This window comes from Bradyrhizobium sp. WSM2254 (assembly GCF_000472645.1).
Classification (GTDB): Bacteria; Pseudomonadota; Alphaproteobacteria; order Rhizobiales; family Xanthobacteraceae; genus Bradyrhizobium; species Bradyrhizobium niftali.
Map to the genome: position 1 here is coordinate 115,347 of NZ_AXAB01000024.1, position 17,627 is coordinate 132,973.

Here is a 17,627-nt window from a genome sequence, read left to right on the forward strand (position 1 = left end):
CCTTGTCAACGGCGGGCGCATTGCGGCTAATTCATCATTTTGACAGACTTTTCGCGTTGCCAAGCCCCCCTGAATTGGGCGAGTGTCCGCCCCGCTCGAGCAGCCCCCTGCTTCAACATAAGGATTTTCCATGACCACCTCGTTCCCGGTAACCAAAACCGGCCTGCGCTTCGGGCTTGCCACTGCCCTCGTGGGCTGCCTTGCGCTGGCGCTGATCGCGGGTCCCGGCCGGGCTGCCGACGATCCGGTCCTGGCGAAGGTCAATGGCGCGGAAATCAAGAAGAGCGACGTGGCCATGGCCGAGGAGGAACTCGGGCCGAGCCTCGCCCAGATGGACCCGGCGACCAAGGACGAGAACGTCCTGTCCTTCCTGATCGACATGAAAATCGTCAGCAAGGCTGCCGAAGACAAGAAGGTCGCCGACAGCGAGGAGTTCAAGAAGCGCCTGGCGTTCGCCCGCAACCGCCTCCTGATGGACAGCCTGCTCGCCAACGAGGGCAAGGCCGCCACCACCCCCGACGCCATGAAGAAGGTCTACGAGGAGGCCTCCAAGCAGATCACCGGCGAGCAGGAGGTGCGCGCCCGCCACATCCTGGTCGAGACCGAGGACGAAGCCAAGGCGGTGAAGGCCGAACTCGACAAGGGCGCCGATTTCGCCGAGCTCGCCAAGAAGAAGTCGAAGGATCCGGGCTCCGCCGACGGCGGCGACCTCGGCTTCTTCACCAAGGAGCAGATGGTGCCGGAATTCTCGACGGTGGCCTTCGCGCTGGAGCCGGGCAAGATCTCCGACCCCGTGAAGTCGCAGTTCGGCTGGCACATCATCAAGGTCGAGGAAAAGCGCAGCCGCAAGGCGCCGGACTTCGAGCAGGTCAAGGCCCAGATCGAGCAGTACGTCACCCGCAAGGCCCAGGCCGACTACGTCGCCAAGCTGCGCACGGAAGCCAAGGTCGAGCGGCTGGACCAGCCGGCGGCGGATGCCAAGCCGGCCGACGCGGCGAAGCCCTCCGACAGCAAGATGGCGCCCCCTGCGAAGAAGTAAGAATTCGCTGTCACTTCACGGACGCCAATAGTATCTAACGTCGCAATGGCCGGGCAAATGCCCGGCCATCTGCATATCCAGACCTCACCAAGGCGCCCCGCGATGTCCTCCTCCGTCTCTCCCCTCGCCCCGAAACACGTTCCCGACATGCCCGTGATCGCGGGCGTCCGCCTTGCGACGGCCGAGGCCGGCATCCGCTACAAGAACCGCACCGATGTGCTGCTGGCGGTGATGGACAAGGGCACCGCGGTGGCCGGCGTCTTCACCAGGTCGAAATGCCCGTCCGCACCGGTGGAATGGTGCCGCGCGAAGCTGAAAGGCGGCAAGGCGCGCGCGCTCGTGGTGAATTCCGGCAATGCCAACGCCTTCACCGGCAAGACCGGCCGCAGCTCCACCGCGCTGACCGCCAAGATCGCGGCCAAGGCCGTCGGATGCAGCGAGAGCGAGATCTTCCTGGCGTCGACCGGCGTGATCGGCGAGCCGCTGGACGCGACCAAGTTCGATGGCGTGCTGGGCCGGCTGGCCGAGACCGCCGAGCCCGGCGACTATCTCGCCGCGGCCAAGGCGATCATGACCACCGACACCTTCCCCAAGGTCGCGACCGCGACCGTCAAGCTCGGCAAGGCCAAGGTCACAATCAACGGCATGGCCAAGGGCGCCGGCATGATCGCGCCCGATATGGCGACGATGCTGTCCTTCATCTTCACCGACGCGCCGATCGCGCCGGCCGCCCTGCAAGCGTTGCTCAAGAGCGGTGTCGAGGACACCTTCAACGCGGTGACGATCGACGGCGACACCTCGACCTCGGACACGCTGCTGGCCTTCGCGACGGGCGCTGCCGCCGAGCACGGTGCGCCGAAGATCAGCCGCGCCAGCGATCCCAGGCTGAAGGCCTTCGTCAAGGCCTTCAACCAGGTGCTCGCCAACCTCGCCGAGCAGGTCGCCCGCGACGGCGAAGGCGCGCGCAAGCTGGTCGAGATCACGGTCGAAGGCGCCAAGTCCAAGGCGTCGGCGCGCAAGATCGCGATGTCGATTGCGAACTCGCCGCTGGTGAAGACCGCGATCGCCGGCGAGGACGCCAACTGGGGCCGCGTGGTGATGGCCGTCGGCAAGGCCGGCGAGCCGGCCGACCGCGACAAGCTCTCGATCTCCTTCAACGGCATCCGCGTCGCCAAGAGCGGCGCGCGCGATCCTGACTACGACGAAGCGCAGGTGTCGGAGGCGATGAAGGCGCCGGAGATCGCGATCAAGGTCGCGCTCGGCCTCGGCAAGGGCCGCGACCGCGTCATGACCTGCGACCTCACCAAGGAGTATGTCGCGATCAACGGGGATTACAGGTCATAGTCTCCATGACCACTCTCAAGCTCACACTGGTAGTGGCCTGCGCGCTTGTCGACGCCGACAAGCGCGTCCTGATCGCGCAGCGCCCCGAAGGCAAGGCGCTGGCCGGCCTCTGGGAATTTCCCGGCGGCAAGCTCGAGCCCGGCGAGCGGCCGGAGCAGAGCCTGATCCGCGAGCTGCATGAAGAGCTCGGCATTACCGTTGCCGAGCCGTGCCTGGCGCCGCTGACCTTTGCGAGCTACGGCTACGAGACCTTCCACCTGTTGATGCCGCTCTATATCTGCCGGCGCTGGGAGGGGCAGGTCACGCCGCGCGAGGGCCAGACTCTCGCCTGGGTCCGTGCCAACAAGCTGCGCGACTACCCGATGCCACCCGCGGACATTCCGCTGATCCCGCATTTGATTGATTTGCTGATGTGAGGCTTCAGCGGCGGCGCCAGGTGCTCAATCGTCATTCCGGGGCGCGCAAAGCGCGAACTATGGTGCGCAATTGCGCACCTGAGAATCTCGAGATTCCGGGTTCGATGCTACGCATCGCCCCGGAATGACGGTGGGAGTGACCTACGTCTCCCCCGCCTTCTTCACCGCCTCCGCCAGACTCGCCTTCGCCGACCCCGGCTTGAGCGGCTGCTGCTGGCTTGCATGCGGGGCCCAGCCTGAGAGCCAGATGATGTCGAACGTCGCGCGGATGCGGCCGTCGGCATCGGCGAAGCGCTCGGCATAGATCTCGGCCATCCGCAGCAGCGTCGCGCGCCGGCTCGGCGTGCGGCGGCGTTCGATCAGCACATTGGCCGCGCCCATGCGCCTGATATCCTGCATCAGCGCAAAGGCATTGGCATAGCGCACCACGACCCGATCGACGTCGGTGACCGGCAGCGCAAAGCCCGCGCGCTGCAACAGCGCGCCGATGTCGCGCAGATCGGCGAACGGCACCACGCGCGGCGACACCCCGCCCTCGCATTCGGCTTCGGCGGCAGCAAAAGCCTGGCGCAGCTCGGTCAGGCTGTCGCCGCCGATCATCGCGGCCAGCAGCAAGCCATCCGGCTTCAGCGCGCGACGGATCTGCGCCAGCACGCCCGGCAGATCGTTGACGAATTGCAGCGCCAGCGCCGAGACGACGAGATCGAGGCTGTCGGGCGTGAAAGGCAGCGCCTCCTCGCCGGTTTCGCCAAGTGCAATCCGCTGAAGTGACGGCAGCCGCGCGCGCAAGGCCGCGAGGCCCTCACCGGGCGTCCAGAGATCGGCCGGAGCGTGAAACTCCCGCATCACCGCGGCGAGCCGGTCGGACATGTCCTCGGCGACCCGGTCGAGCAGGAACCTCACGGCGCCTTGCCCCTGCGCACGGCGTTGCCGCGCGTGCAGCAAGGCACGATCGAACAAGGCGGGCGGGGTTTGCGGGGGCTGAGCCATGCCGCTGGTTACGCTCATGACCGCCACTCTGGCAACCCACGCAACAGCGAGGCAGGTGGAACAGCCAGACGCGCCATCGTATAGTCGAGCATCACTGAGGCACGGACCGTGTTCAGCATTCATCTTCGCGATATCAGCGCCGACGTTGTCGAAGCGTGGAGAGCCGCGTTTGCCGACGTGGCAAACGTCGAGGTTTCGCTCGGCGACATTTTTGCGCACGAGGCCGACGCCATCCTGAGCCCAGCCAACAGCTTTGGGCACATGGATGGCGGGGTCGACCTGCTCTATTCGCGTTATTTCGGCTGGGACCTCCAGACCAATCTGCAAGCCGTATTGGCGGAGCACCATTATGGAGAACTCCCGGTCGGCCAGGCGATCGTGCTTGCCACAGGCCACGCGCGCTTCCCGTTCCTCGTGAGTGCGCCCACGATGCGAGTCCCGGCGCGCATCGATCAGACCGTGAATGTGTACCTCGCGTTCCGGGCAGCACTAATCGCTGTCCTCACGCACAATGCCGGTGCCAACGAGGCAATCCAGTCCTTGCTGGTCCCGGGTCTGGGGACAGGCATAGGCGCGATGCCCCCTGAGCGGGCTGCCCGCCAGATGCGGCTTGCTTATGACTCGATCCTGGCGCCGGCCCCGGAGCGGCGAAGCGCCCGTACCATCCTGAGAGAGCACCACGACCTGCTTTCCTGACGCCCCCTTTTTGGCCACGGCCGCTTGAGCGCCATCGGGCGTAACGCTAGCCTTCCCCCATGGAAGCCGACGCTGCCCCTTCCCGTTCGATCACTGCCCCTCTGCGTGCCGCATGGACGGCCGGCCGTCACGCGCTGGCGCGCGCGGCACGGCTCGCGCTCGACATTGCGCTGCCGACCTTGTGCGTGTCCTGCCGTGAGCCGGTCGATGGCGAGGGCGTTTGCGCGGCCTGCTGGGCGCGACTGTCGTTCATTGAACGGCCCTATTGCCCGCGCCTTGGCATCCCCTTCGTCTACGACCCCGGCCCGGACATGCTGTCGATGGAGGCGATCGCGAGCCCGCCGGCCTACCAGCGCGCGCGAGCAGCCGTGCGTTATGACGACGTCGCACGCACGCTGGTGCATGCGCTGAAATACCAGGACCGCACCGATCTGGCGCCCGCCATGGGCCGCTGGATGGCGCGTGCGGGCGGCGAGCTGCTCACCGGGGCCGACATGCTGATTCCCGTGCCCTTGCATTGGCGAAGGGCCTGGCGGCGACGCTACAACCAGTCCGGAGCGCTGGCGCGCAGCATCGAGCGGCAGAGCGGGGTGAAAGTGCGGGGCGAGGTGCTGCGCCGGGTGCGCGCCACCGAGCAGCAGATCGGCCTGTCGCGGGCCCAGCGCGCCACCAATGTGCAGGGCGCATTCCAGGTATCTCCCGACCGTCAGGCCGAGGTGCAGGGCCGCCGTATCGTCCTGATCGACGACGTCCTGACGTCGGGGGCGACGCTGGATGCCTGCGCCCGTGCCTTGCTGCGCGCCAAAGCGGCCCAGGTGGACGTGCTGGTCTTTGCCCGGGTTGTGGAGGTCAGGTAAAGTCCCATATAATTCAATGAATTCATGACATGAGAGCGCCAGACAAGATGACCGACGCTGTCGAGATCTACACCAGGCCGGGCTGCGGCTATTGTTCCGCGGCCAAATCGCTGCTGACCCGCAAGAAGGCGACCTTCACGGAGTTCGACATCGCCAAGAACCCGTCCTGGCGCGACGAGATGTACGACCGCGCCGGCGAGGGCTCGACCTTCCCGCAGATCTGGATCGGCGGCAGCCATGTCGGCGGCTGCGACGACCTCTACGCGCTCGATCGCGAGGGCAAGCTCGACGGCATGCTCGAAAGTGTGAAGGCTGAATCATGAGCGACAACAGGACCTTCACCGCCGCGATGGTGCAGATGCGCACCGGCCTGATGCCCGAGCCCAGCCTCGCGCAGGCCACCAGGCTGATCCGGCAGGCTGCGGCCAACGGCGCCGACTACGTGCAGACGCCCGAAGTCAGCAACATGATGCAGCTCAACCGCAAGGCGCTGTTCGAGCACCTCCAGAGCGAAGAGAACGACACCTCGCTGAAGGCTTATCGCGCGCTCGCGGCGGAACTGAAGATCCACATCCATGTCGGCTCGCTGGCATTGCGTTTCTCGGACGAAAAAGCGGTCAACCGCTCGTTCCTGATCGGGCCCGAGGGCGATGTGCTCGCGAGCTACGACAAGATCCACATGTTCGACATAGAGCTGCCGGACGGCGAGAGCTATCGCGAATCCGCCAACTACCAGCCGGGCGAGACCGCCGTGATCTCTGACCTGCCCTGGGGCCGGGTCGGGCTGACGATCTGCTACGACGTGCGCTTCCCCGCGCTCTACCGCGCGCTGGCCGAGAGCGGCGCGTACTTCATCACCGTGCCCTCAGCCTTCACCCGCAAGACCGGCGAGGCGCATTGGCACGTGCTGCTGCGTTCGCGCGCGATCGAGACCGGCTGCTTCATCTTCGCCGCCGCACAGGCCGGCCTGCACGAGAACAAGCGCGAGACCTATGGCCACTCGCTGATCATCGACCCCTGGGGCGAGATCCTCGCCGAAGGCGATGTCGAGCCCGGCATCATCATGGCCAAGATCGATCCGGCCAAGGTCGAGACCGCCCGCCGCGCGATCCCCTCGCTCCAGCACGGCCGTCGCTTCGGCGTCGCCGACCCCAAGGCCGGGCCGGATCATCTGCATCTGGTACGGGGATCGGCATGATCCGCTACGCGCTTCACTGCGACCGCAACCACGCATTCGAAAGCTGGTTCCAGAGCTCGTCGGCCTACGATTCGCAGGTGAAGCGCAAGCTCGTGACCTGCCCGATCTGCGGCTCGGCCAAGGTCGAGAAAGCGATCATGGCCCCGCGCATCGTCGGCAAGAAAGGCCGCGGGCCCGCCACGCCTCCGCCGGAGCCCGCCGCCGCAACCACCACGCCCGAGGCTGCGCCATCGGGACCGACCTCGCTGATGATGGCGCAGGAGCGCGAGCTGCGCGCCAAGCTCAAGGAGCTGCGCGACCACATTGTCAAGAACGCCGACAATGTCGGCGAGCGCTTCCCCAACGAAGCCCGCGCGATGCATTACGGCGACAAGGAGCACCGCCCGATCTACGGCGAGGCCTCGCCCGAAGAGGCGAAGTCGCTGATCGACGAAGGTATCGAGGTCTCGCCGCTGCCGACGCTGCCGGAAGACAGGAATTAGGCTCCCACCAGCACCGCCACGCCGACCACGATCAGCGCGATGCCAAAGATCTCGCGTGGCGCGATCGGCTGCTTGAACGAGTAATACGCCACGCCTTGTGCGAACAGCACCTCGATGAGGGCGAGCGTGCGGACATTCGCGGCCGCGGTCAGCGCGAACGCCAGGAACCAGAACTGTGAGGAGAAGGCGCCCATGAAGCCGGCGAACAGCGACGGCTTCCACAGGCCAAGGATCGCCTGCAGGATCTTGGGCGCGCGCCAGAGCAGGTAGATCGTCAGAATCAGAGTCTGCACGAACAGGCCCAGTACCAGCGTGAAGGACGCCGCCGTCACGAAGGACACGTTCGGCACCGTGATGATGGCGCCGCGGAAGCCGACCGCGGACAGCGCGAACGCCGCGGCCGCCACAAGCCCCAAAATGGTCGGCTTCAGCTCGGCAAAACTTTTCTCACCGCCGGGCCGCAGCGCCGTGATGACGACGCCGACGGTCGCGATCACGATCGCCAGCACTTTCAGCCATGTCAGGTGATCGCCAAGAAAGACGAAGCCGAAGATCGCGGTCTGGATCGCCTCGGTCTTGAGGTATGCCGTCGTCACCACGAAGGAGCGGTCGTTCATCGCCAGCAGCATCAACCCGGTGGCGACGATCTGGCTGAGCGCCCCGAGCAGCAGCCACGGCCAGAACGCCGACGGCGGCATGCCGAGATGATCGCCGGTCGCGACCAGCACCACGCCGAGAAACAGCAGCGAGAACGGGAAGCCGAACAGGAAGCGGATATTGGTCGCACCCCACGTCCCCAGCGGCTTCGTCAGCGACCGCTGCATCGCATTGCGCGCGACCTGCCCGGACGCGGCAATGACGGTGAAGGGAATCCAGAGGCTGGTGATGGTGAGCATGGGGTGGGCGGGTGGGTGGAAGCTGGAGGGAGGTGAGATCGCGGCCAACCTGCCGATAGCGCTCAAGCAGGTCAATCACGCCCACGTCATGGGTGCGATGCTCGTGCCACAAACACGGTGTCGTCCCGGCGAAGGCCGGGACCCATAGCCACAGGAAGTAGTTTGGTGAAGACTCGTGGTTACCAGCTTCGCGCCACAACTTCTCCCTGGGGGTATGGGTCCCGGCCTACGCCGGGACGACAGCGGAGTTGTGGACACAGCTCGCGCCCTATTCGCGCCCGCTTCACACCATCGCTTCCGCCACCACCATGTAGTTCACGTCCATGTCGGAGGAGAGGGTCCATTTGTCGGCGAAGGGGCTGTAGACGACGCCGGTCTGCTCGGTGATGACGAGGCGGTTGTCGAGCAGGTATTTCGTCAGCTCGTCGGGGGTGACGAACTTGTTCCATTCGTGGGTGCCGCGCGGCAGCCAGCGCAGGACGTATTCGGCGCCGACGATGGCGAGCGCAAAGCTCTTCCAGTTCCGGTTCAGCGTCGAGACCACCATCAGCCCGTTCGGCTTCAGCATCGCGGTGCAGCGCTTGAGGAAAACGCCGACATCGACGACGTGCTCGACCACCTCCATCGCCAGCACGATGTCGAAGCGCTCGCGCGGGTCGATCTCCTCCACCGTGGTGCAGCGGTAGTCGATCGCAAGATGGCTCTTGTCGGCATGCAGTTTTGCAGCCGCAATATTGCTCTGCGAGGGATCGACGCCGATGACCTGGGCCCCTAGCCGTGACAGCGGCTCACAGAGCAGGCCGGCGCCGCAGCCGATGTCGAGCACGCGCAGGCCGCCGAGACAGTTGAGGCTGCGCACATTGCGCTCGAACTTGCGGCAGGCGGCGTCGCGGATGTAGCCGAGCCGCAGCGGGTTGATCCGGTGCAGCGGCGCCATCTTGCCCTTGGGGTCCCACCATTCCGCCGAGAGTTTTGAGAATTTCGCGATCTCGGCGGCGTCGACGGTCGAGCCCGGCTGGGCCGTGGCGGATGCGGAAGTATTTTGCTGCATGCTCATTGTTACGCGCGGTCCTACCGCGTGGTGATCGAACTACGGAAGGCGAGCGGCGAGGCGATGGTCCTGATCGTCTCGATCCCCTCGCCGACACCGCGAATGGTCACGTCGCCGTAGTTGAGAATTCGTCCAAGAATCGTCTGATCGACGTCGACGCTCTCGACCTTGTCCAGCGCCATCTCGAAGGTGCGGCGCTTGATGAACCCGGTCTTGTGCACAACCCTGAGGTTGGTGACGTCGGTCTCGGTGGTGAAGCGATGGAACCAGCCCTTCACGGTCCAGTACAGGGCGGCCAGCGCCACCAGGCCGGAGCCGAACAGGGACAGGATCATCACGCCGTAAATGTTGCTCTGCCGGGACAGGGCGAACAGGGCCAGGGCCACGATCCAGGCCATGATGGCCGGAAAATAGAAGATCCAGTGCGCATTGGTCGAATACAGCACCCGCTCGCCCGGTTGCAGGATCTCGTCGATGTAGCGCGCCATGATCTCGGTTAACCCATTACCCCCAAACCGGACCTCGAGCCTGCCCCCGCAGGAACCCGCTTGCCCCCGGCCCCGCCGCTATGTATACGCGCGGTCGGTGTCCGCGAGGCCCGTCCAGTGCGGGTCACCATACTGATCCTTATGAGGGAATGCACGCGTCGTCATGAGCCGCCTCGTGATGAAATTCGGCGGCACATCCGTCGCCAACATCGAACGCATCCGCAACGTCGCACGCCATGTGAAGCGTGAGGTCGACGCCGGCCACGAAGTGGCCGTGGTCGTCTCGGCGATGTCGGGCAAAACCAACGAGCTGGTGGCCTGGTGCACCGAGGCCTCGCCGATGCACGATGCGCGCGAATACGACGCCGTCGTCGCCTCCGGCGAACAGGTGACGTCCGGCCTCCTCGCCATCGTGCTCCAGAGCATGGGTATCCAGGCCCGCTCCTGGCAGGGCTGGCAGATCCCGATCAAGACCAGCGACGCCCATGCCTCGGCCCGAATCGAGGACATCGACGGCGGCGAGATCGTCAAGCGCTTCAGGGATCGCAAGGAAGTCGCGGTCATCGCCGGCTTCCAGGGCATCAACCCCGAGACGAACCGGATCACCACGCTCGGCCGTGGCGGCTCCGACACCTCGGCGGTGGCGATCGCCGCCGCCGTCAAGGCCGACCGCTGCGACATCTACACCGACGTCGATGGCGTCTACACCACCGACCCGCGAATCGTGCCGAAGGCCAAGAGGCTCGACAAGATCGCGTTCGAAGACATGCTGGAACTGGCCTCGCAGGGCGCGAAAGTGCTCCAGGTCCGCTCGGTGGAACTCGGCATGGTCCACAACATGCCGATCTTTGTCCGCTCGAGCTTCGACAAGCCCGAGGATATCGACCCGCATGCCAACCAGCCGCCCGGCACGCTGATCTGCAGCGAGGAGGAGATCATGGAAAGCCACGTCGTCACCGGCATCGCCTTTTCGAAGGACGAAGCCCAGATTTCGGTGCGCCAGATCGAGGACAAGCCGGGCGTCGCCGCGTCGATCTTCGGCCCGCTGGCGGATGCCAACATCAACGTCGACATGATCGTGCAGGGCGTCTCCGAGGACGGCAAGACCACCGACCTCACCTTCACGGTGCCGGCCGCCGACTACACCCGCGCCAAGGACACGATTACCGCCGCCAAGGGCAAGATCGGCTATGCCCGGCTCGATACCGCCACCGACGTCGCCAAGATATCGGTAATCGGCAGCGGCATGCGCAGCCATGCCGGCGTCGCCGCCCAGGCGTTCTCGGCCCTCGCCGGACGGAATATCAACATCCGGGCCATCACAACCTCCGAGATCAAATTCTCGGTTCTGATCGACACCGCCTATACCGAGCTTGCGGTGCGGACCCTGCACACGCTCTACGGCCTCGATCAGGCTTAGGCTAATTTTCTCTTAGCGGTCGCAGCAAACGCGAAGGTGTACACACCTTCGCGTCTGGCAGGCGTTTTGCTTGGCAAAACAAGCCCCAATTCGCTATACGGCGAACAGGGTGGGCTGCCACATACTGTGCCCCAGTTGAGGCGGTGCTGATTCGGTTCAGGCGCCAAATCTGAAGAAGATTTGGACCCGGGCCGGCGCCGGATGAGCAAATTCGTTGTTTTTCTGGATTTTCGGGCGAGCCGCCGGGGCCCCTTTCGGGTCCGGCTGACGGAGGAGACTGAGGGTACATGCGGAGCGCGTCGGGAGGTCCCCGCGTCTTGTTGAGACGGCTCCGCGAAACCATGGCGGAGCAGGTCTCGGCCCAGGAGCGGCTGGACAAGATCGTGGTGCTGATCGCCGCCAACATGGTGGCCGAGGTGTGCTCGGTCTATGTGCTGCGCGTCGACAACACGCTCGAGCTCTACGCCACCGAAGGTCTCAACCGTGAGGCTGTGCATCACACCGTGCTCAGCGCCCATGAGGGCCTCGTCGGTCTCGTCGCCAGCGAGGCGACGCCGCTCAACCTCAGCGATGCTCAGAGCCATCCGGCCTTCTCGTTCCGCCCCGAGACAGGCGAAGAAATCTACCACTCCTTCCTCGGCGTGCCGATCCTGCGCGCCGGCAACACGCTCGGCGTGCTGGTGGTGCAGAACCGCGCCAAGCGCAATTATGTCGAGGAAGAGCTCGAGGCGCTGCAGACCACCGCGATGGTGCTGGCCGAGCTGATCGCTTCAGGCGAGCTGTCGGCGCTGGCCCAGCCGGGCCTGGAACCTGCCGCCCGCCATTCGGCGCAGAAAGTCGGCGCGATCCTGTCGGAAGGCATCGCGCTCGGCCATGTCGTGCTGCACGAGCCGCGCGTTGTCATCAAGGACTACATCGCCGAGGACCTGCCGAAGGAAATCAAGCGGCTCGACACCGCGCTCGCCAAGCTGCGCGCCGATCTCGACCGCATGCTGGAGCGCGGCGACGTCGCCGAGGGCGGCGAGCACCGCGAGGTACTGGAAGCCTACCGCATGTTCGCCAACGACCAGGGCTGGTCGCACAAGCTGCACGAGGCGGTCGCGACCGGCCTCACGGCGGAAGCCGCCGTCGAGCGCGTGCAGTCCGACACCCGCGCGCGCATGCTGCGCTCGACCGATCCCTATTTGCGCGACCGGCTGCATGACCTCGAGGACCTCGGCTACCGCCTGATGCGGCAGCTGGTCGGCCAGGACCACGCACCGTCACGCGAGCAATTGCCCGACAACGCCATCGTCATCGCCCGCGCGATGGGCCCGGCGGCGCTGCTCGACTACGACCGCAAGCGCCTGCGCGGCATCGTGCTGGAGGAAGGCACCGCCAACTCGCACGTCTCGATCGTGGCGCGCGCGCTCGGAATCCCTGCGGTCGGCGAGGTTCCGAACGCGCCGGGAATCGCCGATCCCGGCGATGCCATCATCGTCGACGGCACGTCGGGCTCGATCTATGTGCGCCCGTCGCAGGAGATCGAGGCGGCCTTCGCCGAGCGCGTGCGCTTCCGCGCCCGCCGCCAGGCGCAGTACCTCGCGCTGCGCGACCGGCCCTGCGTCACCAAGGACGGCCAGAAGGTCGAGCTGATGATCAACGCAGGTCTCGCCATCGACCTGCCGCATATCGAGGACACCGGCAGCGCCGGCATCGGCCTGTTCCGCACCGAGCTGCAATTCATGGTCGGCCAGAGCCTGCCGCGCACCAGCGACCAGCTCGCGCTCTATCGCACCGTGCTGGATGCGGCGGGCCCCAAGCCCGTCACCTTCCGCACCCTCGACATCGGCGGCGACAAGGCGCTGCCCTATATGGAAGCGGTGATCGAGGAAAATCCGGCGCTCGGCTGGCGCGCGATCCGGCTCGGACTCGACCGTCCCGGCCTGCTGCGCGGCCAGATCCGCGCGCTGCTGCGCGCCGGCGGCGGCCGCGCGCTGCGCATCATGTTCCCGATGATCTCGGAGGTCGCCGAGTTCGATTCGGCGAAGGCGCTGGTCGAGCGCGAGCTCACCTATCTGCGCCAGCATGGCCACACGCTGCCCGAGCGCATCGACATCGGCACCATGGTCGAGGTGCCGGCGCTGCTGTATCAGCTCGACGAGCTGCTGAAGAAGGTCGATTTCATCTCGGTCGGCTCCAACGATCTGTTCCAGTTCCTGTTCGCGGTCGACCGCGGCAATGCCAAGGTCTCCGAGCGCTTCGACACCATGTCGGCGCCGATCCTGCGTGCGCTCCGCGACATTGCCCGCAAGTCCCATGCGGCGCAGAAGCCGCTGTCGCTCTGCGGCGAGATGGCGTCCAAGCCGATCGGCGCGCTGGCGCTGATCGCGATGGGCTATCGCTCGCTGTCGCTGTCGGCGACCGCGCTCGGCCCGGTCAAAGCGATGGTGATCGATCTCGATGCCAAGAAAGCCGAGGCGATGCTCGGCCCGTTGCTGGACGCGCCAAGCGGCAGCGTCTCGATCCGGCAGAAGCTGACGGAATTTGCCGAGGCCGAAGGCCTGGCCTTGTAGCGGGCCTGTCGCCCGCGTCCGCCGCCTCGCCGCCTTCCGCCATTTGAGACTTTACCCGATGTCGTCACTCCCTGAAGCCAAACTGGACGTCCTGCTCGCGCATCACGCTTCGCTCGAGGCCGAATCGCTCGGACAGCTCGCCTCCGAGCGCTACGTGCAGATCACGCGCGAGCTCGCCGAGATCACGCCGCTGATCGAGGCGGTCAAGACTTACCGGTCCGCGGTTAAAGAACTCGCCGACACCGAGGCGCTGATCGCCGATCCCGCGACGGATGCGGAGATGCGCGGCATGGCGGAAGCCGAGCGCGACGAGCTGACTCCAAGGATCGAGGATCTCGTCCAGAAGATCCGCGTCGCGCTGCTGCCCAAGGACGCCATGGACGACCGCAACGTTGTGCTGGAAATCCGCGCCGGCACCGGCGGCGACGAGGCCTCGCTGTTCGCCGGCGACTTGTTCCGGATGTACGAGCGCTTCGCGAGCCTGCAGGGCTGGAAGGTCGAGGTCATCTCGGCGAGCGAAGGCACCGTCGGCGGCTACAAGGAAATCATCGCGGAGGTGCAGGGCCGCGGCGCGTTCTCGAAGCTGAAGTTCGAGTCCGGCGTGCACCGGGTGCAGCGCGTGCCCGACACCGAGACGCAAGGGCGCATCCACACCTCGGCCGCCACCGTCGCGGTGCTGCCCGAGGTCGAGGATGTCGACGTCGAGATCAAGAACGACGATCTGCGCATCGAGACCATGCGCGCGCAGGGCGCCGGCGGCCAGCACGTCAACAAGACCGAATCGGCGATCCGCATCACCCACATCCCGACCGGCATCGTGGTGATGATGCAGGACAGCCGCTCGCAGCACAAGAACCGCGCCTCGGCCATGAACATCCTGCGCTCGCGCATCTACGACGCCGAGCGGCAACGCGTCGATGCGGCACGCTCGGCCGAGCGCAAGGAAAAGGTCGGCTCCGGCGACCGCAGCGAGCGCATCCGCACCTATAATTTCCCGCAAGGGCGCGTCACCGACCACCGCATCAATCTGACGCTCTACAAGCTGCCGCAGGTGATCGCGGGCGAGGCGCTTGGCGAATTGACCGACGCGCTGACCACCGAGCACCAGGCCGCACAGCTCGCCGCGCAAGGCGCGGCGGCGTGACGCCCCGCGTGAGCGACCGCTTCACCGGACAATCGATCGAGGGCGCACGGCGCGCACTGGCGGCGCAGCTGCGATCGGCGCAGCTCGACGAGGCCGAGCTCGACGCCCGCATCCTGCTCGGTGCTGCGCTCGGCCTCGATCTCACCGGCCTGATCGCGCAGGCCGCCCGGCTCCTCACGGACGCGGAGGCCTCGCGGCTCGCGCAGCATGCGCAACGCCGGATCGCGGGCGAGCCGGTGGCGCGCATTCTCGGCACGCGCGAATTCTGGGGCCTGCCGTTCCGCCTGTCGGAAGCAACCCTGGTCCCGCGCCCCGACACCGAAACGGTGGTCGAGCGTGCGCTCGAACTTTTCCGCGAGCAGGAGGCAATCCACCAGCCACGCATCGCCGACATCGGCACCGGATCCGGCGCAATCCTGCTGGCGCTGTTGCACGATATTCCCGGCGCCTTCGGCGTCGGCACCGATCTCAGCCCGAACGCGCTCGAGACCGCCAGGGGCAATGCCGCAGCCCTCGGCCTTGCCGACCGCTCCGCCTTCGTCGCCTGCTCCTATCTGGCGGCGCTCAGTGGTCCGTTCGACCTCATCGTGTCGAATCCGCCCTATATCCCCTCCGCCGAAATTCCGAAATTGAGTGTCGAGGTGCGCGAGCACGATCCGCACCTGGCGCTCGACGGCGGCAATGACGGATATGACGCCTACCGCGCCCTGATCCCGCAGGCGGCCGAGCGTCTCGCGCCCGGCGGAGCGCTGATCGTCGAGGCCGGACAGGGCCAGGCCCGAAATATTGAAACCCTGATGACGGCTGCGGCGTTAGTGGTGGACAGGCCGGCCAAGGCCGATTTGGCGGGTATCCCGCGGGCCGTTTCGGCCCGAAAAATGCCCCCATAAAAGCCGGATTGGCCTGCAAAAACCTCTTGGAATATCCCTTGGGACCGACTACCTTCTACTCAACACATCGGTGTCGGCCCCGTACGCCTACGGGCGAAAGCCGGGCTCTCGAGCGAGAGCTTCACTGATTTTAGGTTCCAAGCCGCAGGTCCTGTTAAGCGCGATGGCCCATTGAGGTGCGCAGCTTTCCGACCGCAAAGTGAACGAAAGCCTGATATTGCGCGCGAAGACTAACGCAAGAAACCAGGGCTTGTTTTGGCAGGCAAAATGAATGGGTTCGCTGGCGATGAATGCTGGCGGGTGGGGAACGCGTCTTTGTTGAACGCGACGGTCGACGAACATTGGCAGGGTTCAAGCCGCTTCTCGCGTGCGATGCGTGCGAGCGATGTGAACCGCTGTCATCAGGTCACTCCTAGCAATCAGTAATGCGTGCAACCTTTAGGGCTGGAATTAAAGGCAGGACATGAGAAACGGTCAGAACAAGCAGCGGATGCGCAACCGCAACAACAACAACAATAACAACAACCGGCGCGGCCAGAACCCGATGACCCGGGTCTACGAGTCCAACGGACCCGATATCAAGATCCGCGGCACGGCTTCGCATATCGCTGAAAAGTATCTCCAGCTCGCGCGCGACGCGCGCTCCTCGGGCGATCCCGTTGCAGCCGAGAACTACTACCAGCACGCCGAGCATTATTTCCGCTTGATTGCGGCCGCCCAGGAGCAGTTCCGCCAGAACCAGCAGCCGCGCGGCGACGAGCCCATCAGCAGCAATAGCGACGACAGCGAAGACGACGGCGAGAATTTCTCGAATTTCGGCCAGGAGCCGGGCTTCGTCCCGCAGCCGCAACAGCAGCAGCCCTTCATGCGCGACCGCGACGGCCAGCGCGATCATCAGCAGCGTGATCACCAGCAGCGCGACAACCAGCCGTCGTACCAGCGCGACAACCAGCAGCCGCGCGAGCACCGCGAACGCGACCATCGTCCGCAGCCGCCGCAATATCAGCCGCAGCCAATGCCGCCGAACCAGCCGCAGCCCGTCATCGCCGATGCCGGCAGCGTCGATCGCCTGCCCTCCTTCATCACCGGCGCGCAGCCGCAAGTGAATGTTGGCGGTCAGGGCGGCTTCGAGGGCGGTGGTGGTGGTGGTGGCGGCGAACGCTTTCCGCGCCGGCGGCGCCGGCCGCATGGCCCGCGCCCCGAGCGCGAAGCCGCTCCGGCCGCGTCCAGCGACGATCTGGCGCCCGGCGAGTAAAGTTCTTCTGATTTTCTGATCTGCATCGTCCCGGCCCCCGCGCCGGGACGATTTGTTTTCAGCTGCGCGTCACCGTCGAGGACGGCACCAGCACCGGCTTCAACGATGGAATCAGCCGCGCCCGCTCGCGCTTGGCGGGGATCGCGCGATAGACCTGCTTGGTGGCCTCGACGATGTGCACGCCGGCAAAGGGCAGCGACAGTGCCGCCCCGGCGCGCTCCCACATCTGCGCCGATTTCAGCACCCAGCCGCCCGCATAGGGCGGCATGAACAGCGCCTCGCCCCAGGCGGTCGGCGTGAACCAGGTCTGCCGCAGCAGATCGGTGATCTGCGAGCGCGAATAGGGCCGGCCGTGGCCGAACGGCGTATTGTCGCTGCGCGTCCACACGCCGCGCCGGTTCGGGATCACAGCAATGACGCGGCCGGACGGCGACAGCACGCGCCACACCTCGCGCAGTAGCGCGGCCGGGTCGTCCGACATCTCCAGCGCGTGGACCAGCAGGATGCGGTCGACCGCGGAATCGGGAAGCGGCAGCGAGAATTCATCCACCAGCGAGGCCAGCGCCGGCCGCCCCGTAGGCCATTTCAGGACGCCCTGGGCCGCCGGCATGAAGGCGAGGCAGCGCTCAGCGTCCTCGCGGAACAGCCCGAGATAGGGCGTGGGATAGCCGATGCCGAGCACGCGCTGGCCCTCGGCGCGCGGCCAGCGCTCCCTGATGCCGCGATTGATCATTTTCCGCGCCACAATCCCGAGGCGACGGGAATAGAACTCGCGGAGGTCGACGACGTCGATGCTCATGACGGCAATGTAACATGCGCAAGGCCGCGGCTGCGCGCCGAATATTGCATTGCCTGCGCAACGTTAACGCCATATTTGTCTGCCGGGGCTGAGCGCGAAGGAGATGT

18 protein-coding genes are annotated in these 17,627 nt (G+C 66.0%); 13 read left to right on the top strand and 5 right to left on the bottom strand.

What is annotated here, in order from left to right:
- The first annotated feature begins 130 nt into the window (after positions 1–130).
- The 3 genes from A3M7_RS0118465 (at position 131) to mutT (ending at position 2,799) form a co-directional block, all read left to right on the top strand.
- Positions 131–1,039, top strand: a complete 909-nt coding sequence (locus A3M7_RS0118465; protein ID WP_027545259.1) for a peptidylprolyl isomerase — start codon at positions 131–133, stop codon at positions 1,037–1,039.
- A gap of 102 nt (positions 1,040–1,141) precedes the next feature.
- A complete protein-coding gene (gene argJ / locus A3M7_RS0118470; RefSeq protein WP_027545260.1) occupies positions 1,142–2,383 on the top strand; it encodes a bifunctional glutamate N-acetyltransferase/amino-acid acetyltransferase ArgJ in 1,242 nt (413 codons plus the stop codon).
- 5 nt (positions 2,384–2,388) lie between these two features.
- The gene (gene mutT / locus A3M7_RS0118475; RefSeq protein ID WP_027545261.1) at positions 2,389–2,799 is read left to right on the top strand and encodes an 8-oxo-dGTP diphosphatase MutT; all 411 of its coding nucleotides are present in this window, start codon (positions 2,389–2,391) and stop codon (positions 2,797–2,799) included.
- A gap of 141 nt (positions 2,800–2,940) precedes the next feature.
- Here the strand turns inward: mutT and A3M7_RS0118480 are convergent, their stop codons facing one another.
- On the bottom strand, positions 2,941–3,807 hold the full coding sequence (locus tag A3M7_RS0118480; protein WP_084302268.1) for a methyltransferase domain-containing protein: 867 nt from the start codon (positions 3,805–3,807) through the stop codon (positions 2,941–2,943).
- Between the two features lie 90 nt (positions 3,808–3,897).
- Between A3M7_RS0118480 and A3M7_RS44450 the strand changes: the two genes are divergently transcribed.
- From A3M7_RS44450 to A3M7_RS0118505, 5 genes are read left to right on the top strand one after another with little or no spacing between them, the layout of a single operon-like run.
- Positions 3,898–4,485, top strand: coding sequence for a macro domain-containing protein (locus A3M7_RS44450; RefSeq protein ID WP_063629446.1), 588 nt, complete (start codon positions 3,898–3,900; stop codon positions 4,483–4,485).
- Between the two features lie 59 nt (positions 4,486–4,544).
- Positions 4,545–5,342 carry a ComF family protein gene (locus A3M7_RS0118490; RefSeq protein WP_027545263.1) on the top strand — a complete coding sequence of 266 codons (798 nt, stop codon included), beginning with the start codon at positions 4,545–4,547 and terminating at the stop codon, positions 5,340–5,342.
- A 47-nt stretch (positions 5,343–5,389) separates the two neighbouring features.
- A complete protein-coding gene (gene grxC / locus A3M7_RS0118495) occupies positions 5,390–5,665 on the top strand; it encodes a glutaredoxin 3 (protein ID WP_027545264.1) in 276 nt (91 codons plus the stop codon).
- Positions 5,662–6,540, top strand: coding sequence for a carbon-nitrogen hydrolase family protein (locus tag A3M7_RS0118500; protein WP_027545265.1), 879 nt, complete (start codon positions 5,662–5,664; stop codon positions 6,538–6,540). The genes grxC and A3M7_RS0118500 overlap by 4 nt, the downstream gene beginning before the upstream one ends.
- Positions 6,537–7,022, top strand: a complete 486-nt coding sequence (locus A3M7_RS0118505; RefSeq protein WP_027545266.1) for a DUF1178 family protein — start codon at positions 6,537–6,539, stop codon at positions 7,020–7,022. Before A3M7_RS0118500 ends, A3M7_RS0118505 begins: the two co-directional genes overlap by 4 nt.
- On the opposite strand, the gene A3M7_RS0118510 is transcribed toward A3M7_RS0118505, so the two are convergent.
- From A3M7_RS0118510 to A3M7_RS0118525, 3 genes are all read right to left on the bottom strand, one after another.
- A complete protein-coding gene (locus A3M7_RS0118510; protein WP_027545267.1) occupies positions 7,019–7,918 on the bottom strand; it encodes an EamA family transporter in 900 nt (299 codons plus the stop codon). The two genes, A3M7_RS0118505 and A3M7_RS0118510, sit on opposite strands and share 4 nt — an antisense overlap.
- A 283-nt stretch (positions 7,919–8,201) precedes the next feature.
- Positions 8,202–8,975: a bifunctional 2-polyprenyl-6-hydroxyphenol methylase/3-demethylubiquinol 3-O-methyltransferase UbiG gene (gene ubiG, locus A3M7_RS0118520; protein WP_027545268.1), complete on the bottom strand. Its 774-nt coding sequence runs from the start codon at positions 8,973–8,975 to the stop codon at positions 8,202–8,204.
- Positions 8,976–8,989: 14 nt separating this feature from the next.
- Positions 8,990–9,457 (bottom strand): PH domain-containing protein, encoded by a 468-nt coding sequence (locus A3M7_RS0118525; RefSeq protein WP_027545269.1) that lies wholly within the window; start codon positions 9,455–9,457, stop codon positions 8,990–8,992.
- Between the two features lie 163 nt (positions 9,458–9,620).
- Here A3M7_RS0118525 and A3M7_RS0118530 point away from each other — a divergent pair, with 163 nt between their 5' ends.
- From A3M7_RS0118530 to A3M7_RS0118550, 5 genes are all read left to right on the top strand, one after another.
- Positions 9,621–10,877, top strand: coding sequence for an aspartate kinase (locus A3M7_RS0118530; protein WP_027545270.1), 1,257 nt, complete (start codon positions 9,621–9,623; stop codon positions 10,875–10,877).
- Between the two features lie 287 nt (positions 10,878–11,164).
- Positions 11,165–13,432, top strand: coding sequence for a phosphoenolpyruvate--protein phosphotransferase (gene ptsP, locus A3M7_RS0118535; RefSeq protein ID WP_027545271.1), 2,268 nt, complete (start codon positions 11,165–11,167; stop codon positions 13,430–13,432).
- Positions 13,433–13,490: 58 nt separating this feature from the next.
- Entirely contained in the window at positions 13,491–14,576 is a 1,086-nt protein-coding gene (gene prfA, locus A3M7_RS0118540; protein WP_027545272.1) for a peptide chain release factor 1, read from the top strand.
- Positions 14,573–15,466, top strand: coding sequence for a peptide chain release factor N(5)-glutamine methyltransferase (gene prmC / locus A3M7_RS0118545; RefSeq protein WP_027545273.1), 894 nt, complete (start codon positions 14,573–14,575; stop codon positions 15,464–15,466). Before prfA ends, prmC begins: the two co-directional genes overlap by 4 nt.
- Positions 15,467–15,929: 463 nt before the next feature.
- Positions 15,930–16,721 carry a DUF4167 domain-containing protein gene (locus A3M7_RS0118550; protein WP_027545274.1) on the top strand — a complete coding sequence of 264 codons (792 nt, stop codon included), beginning with the start codon at positions 15,930–15,932 and terminating at the stop codon, positions 16,719–16,721.
- A gap of 58 nt (positions 16,722–16,779) precedes the next feature.
- Here A3M7_RS0118550 and A3M7_RS0118555 read toward each other — a convergent pair whose 3' ends face one another.
- Positions 16,780–17,520, bottom strand: a complete 741-nt coding sequence (locus tag A3M7_RS0118555) for a methyltransferase domain-containing protein (RefSeq protein WP_027545275.1) — start codon at positions 17,518–17,520, stop codon at positions 16,780–16,782.
- Between the last annotated feature and the right edge of the window lie 107 nt (positions 17,521–17,627).

What these genes read in the sequence shown, in the direction of transcription:
- A3M7_RS0118525 (WP_027545269.1), bottom strand. Translation starts at nt 9,457, where the DNA reads ATGGCGCGCTACATCGACGAGATCCTGCAACCGGGCGAGCGGGTGCTG.
- A3M7_RS0118480 (WP_084302268.1), bottom strand. Translation starts at nt 3,807, where the DNA reads ATGAGCGTAACCAGCGGCATGGCTCAGCCCCCGCAAACCCCGCCCGCC.
- grxC (WP_027545264.1), top strand. Translation starts at nt 5,390, where the DNA reads ATGACCGACGCTGTCGAGATCTACACCAGGCCGGGCTGCGGCTATTGT.
- A3M7_RS0118550 (WP_027545274.1), top strand. Translation starts at nt 15,930, where the DNA reads ATGAGAAACGGTCAGAACAAGCAGCGGATGCGCAACCGCAACAACAAC.
- mutT (WP_027545261.1), top strand. Translation starts at nt 2,389, where the DNA reads ATGACCACTCTCAAGCTCACACTGGTAGTGGCCTGCGCGCTTGTCGAC.
- A3M7_RS0118465 (WP_027545259.1), top strand. Translation starts at nt 131, where the DNA reads ATGACCACCTCGTTCCCGGTAACCAAAACCGGCCTGCGCTTCGGGCTT.
- ubiG (WP_027545268.1), bottom strand. Translation starts at nt 8,975, where the DNA reads ATGAGCATGCAGCAAAATACTTCCGCATCCGCCACGGCCCAGCCGGGC.
- A3M7_RS0118510 (WP_027545267.1), bottom strand. Translation starts at nt 7,918, where the DNA reads ATGCTCACCATCACCAGCCTCTGGATTCCCTTCACCGTCATTGCCGCG.
- prfA (WP_027545272.1), top strand. Translation starts at nt 13,491, where the DNA reads ATGTCGTCACTCCCTGAAGCCAAACTGGACGTCCTGCTCGCGCATCAC.
- A3M7_RS0118505 (WP_027545266.1), top strand. Translation starts at nt 6,537, where the DNA reads ATGATCCGCTACGCGCTTCACTGCGACCGCAACCACGCATTCGAAAGC.
- A3M7_RS0118530 (WP_027545270.1), top strand. Translation starts at nt 9,621, where the DNA reads ATGAGCCGCCTCGTGATGAAATTCGGCGGCACATCCGTCGCCAACATC.
- A3M7_RS0118490 (WP_027545263.1), top strand. Translation starts at nt 4,545, where the DNA reads ATGGAAGCCGACGCTGCCCCTTCCCGTTCGATCACTGCCCCTCTGCGT.
- A3M7_RS0118555 (WP_027545275.1), bottom strand. Translation starts at nt 17,520, where the DNA reads ATGAGCATCGACGTCGTCGACCTCCGCGAGTTCTATTCCCGTCGCCTC.
- ptsP (WP_027545271.1), top strand. Translation starts at nt 11,165, where the DNA reads ATGCGGAGCGCGTCGGGAGGTCCCCGCGTCTTGTTGAGACGGCTCCGC.
- A3M7_RS0118500 (WP_027545265.1), top strand. Translation starts at nt 5,662, where the DNA reads ATGAGCGACAACAGGACCTTCACCGCCGCGATGGTGCAGATGCGCACC.
- argJ (WP_027545260.1), top strand. Translation starts at nt 1,142, where the DNA reads ATGTCCTCCTCCGTCTCTCCCCTCGCCCCGAAACACGTTCCCGACATG.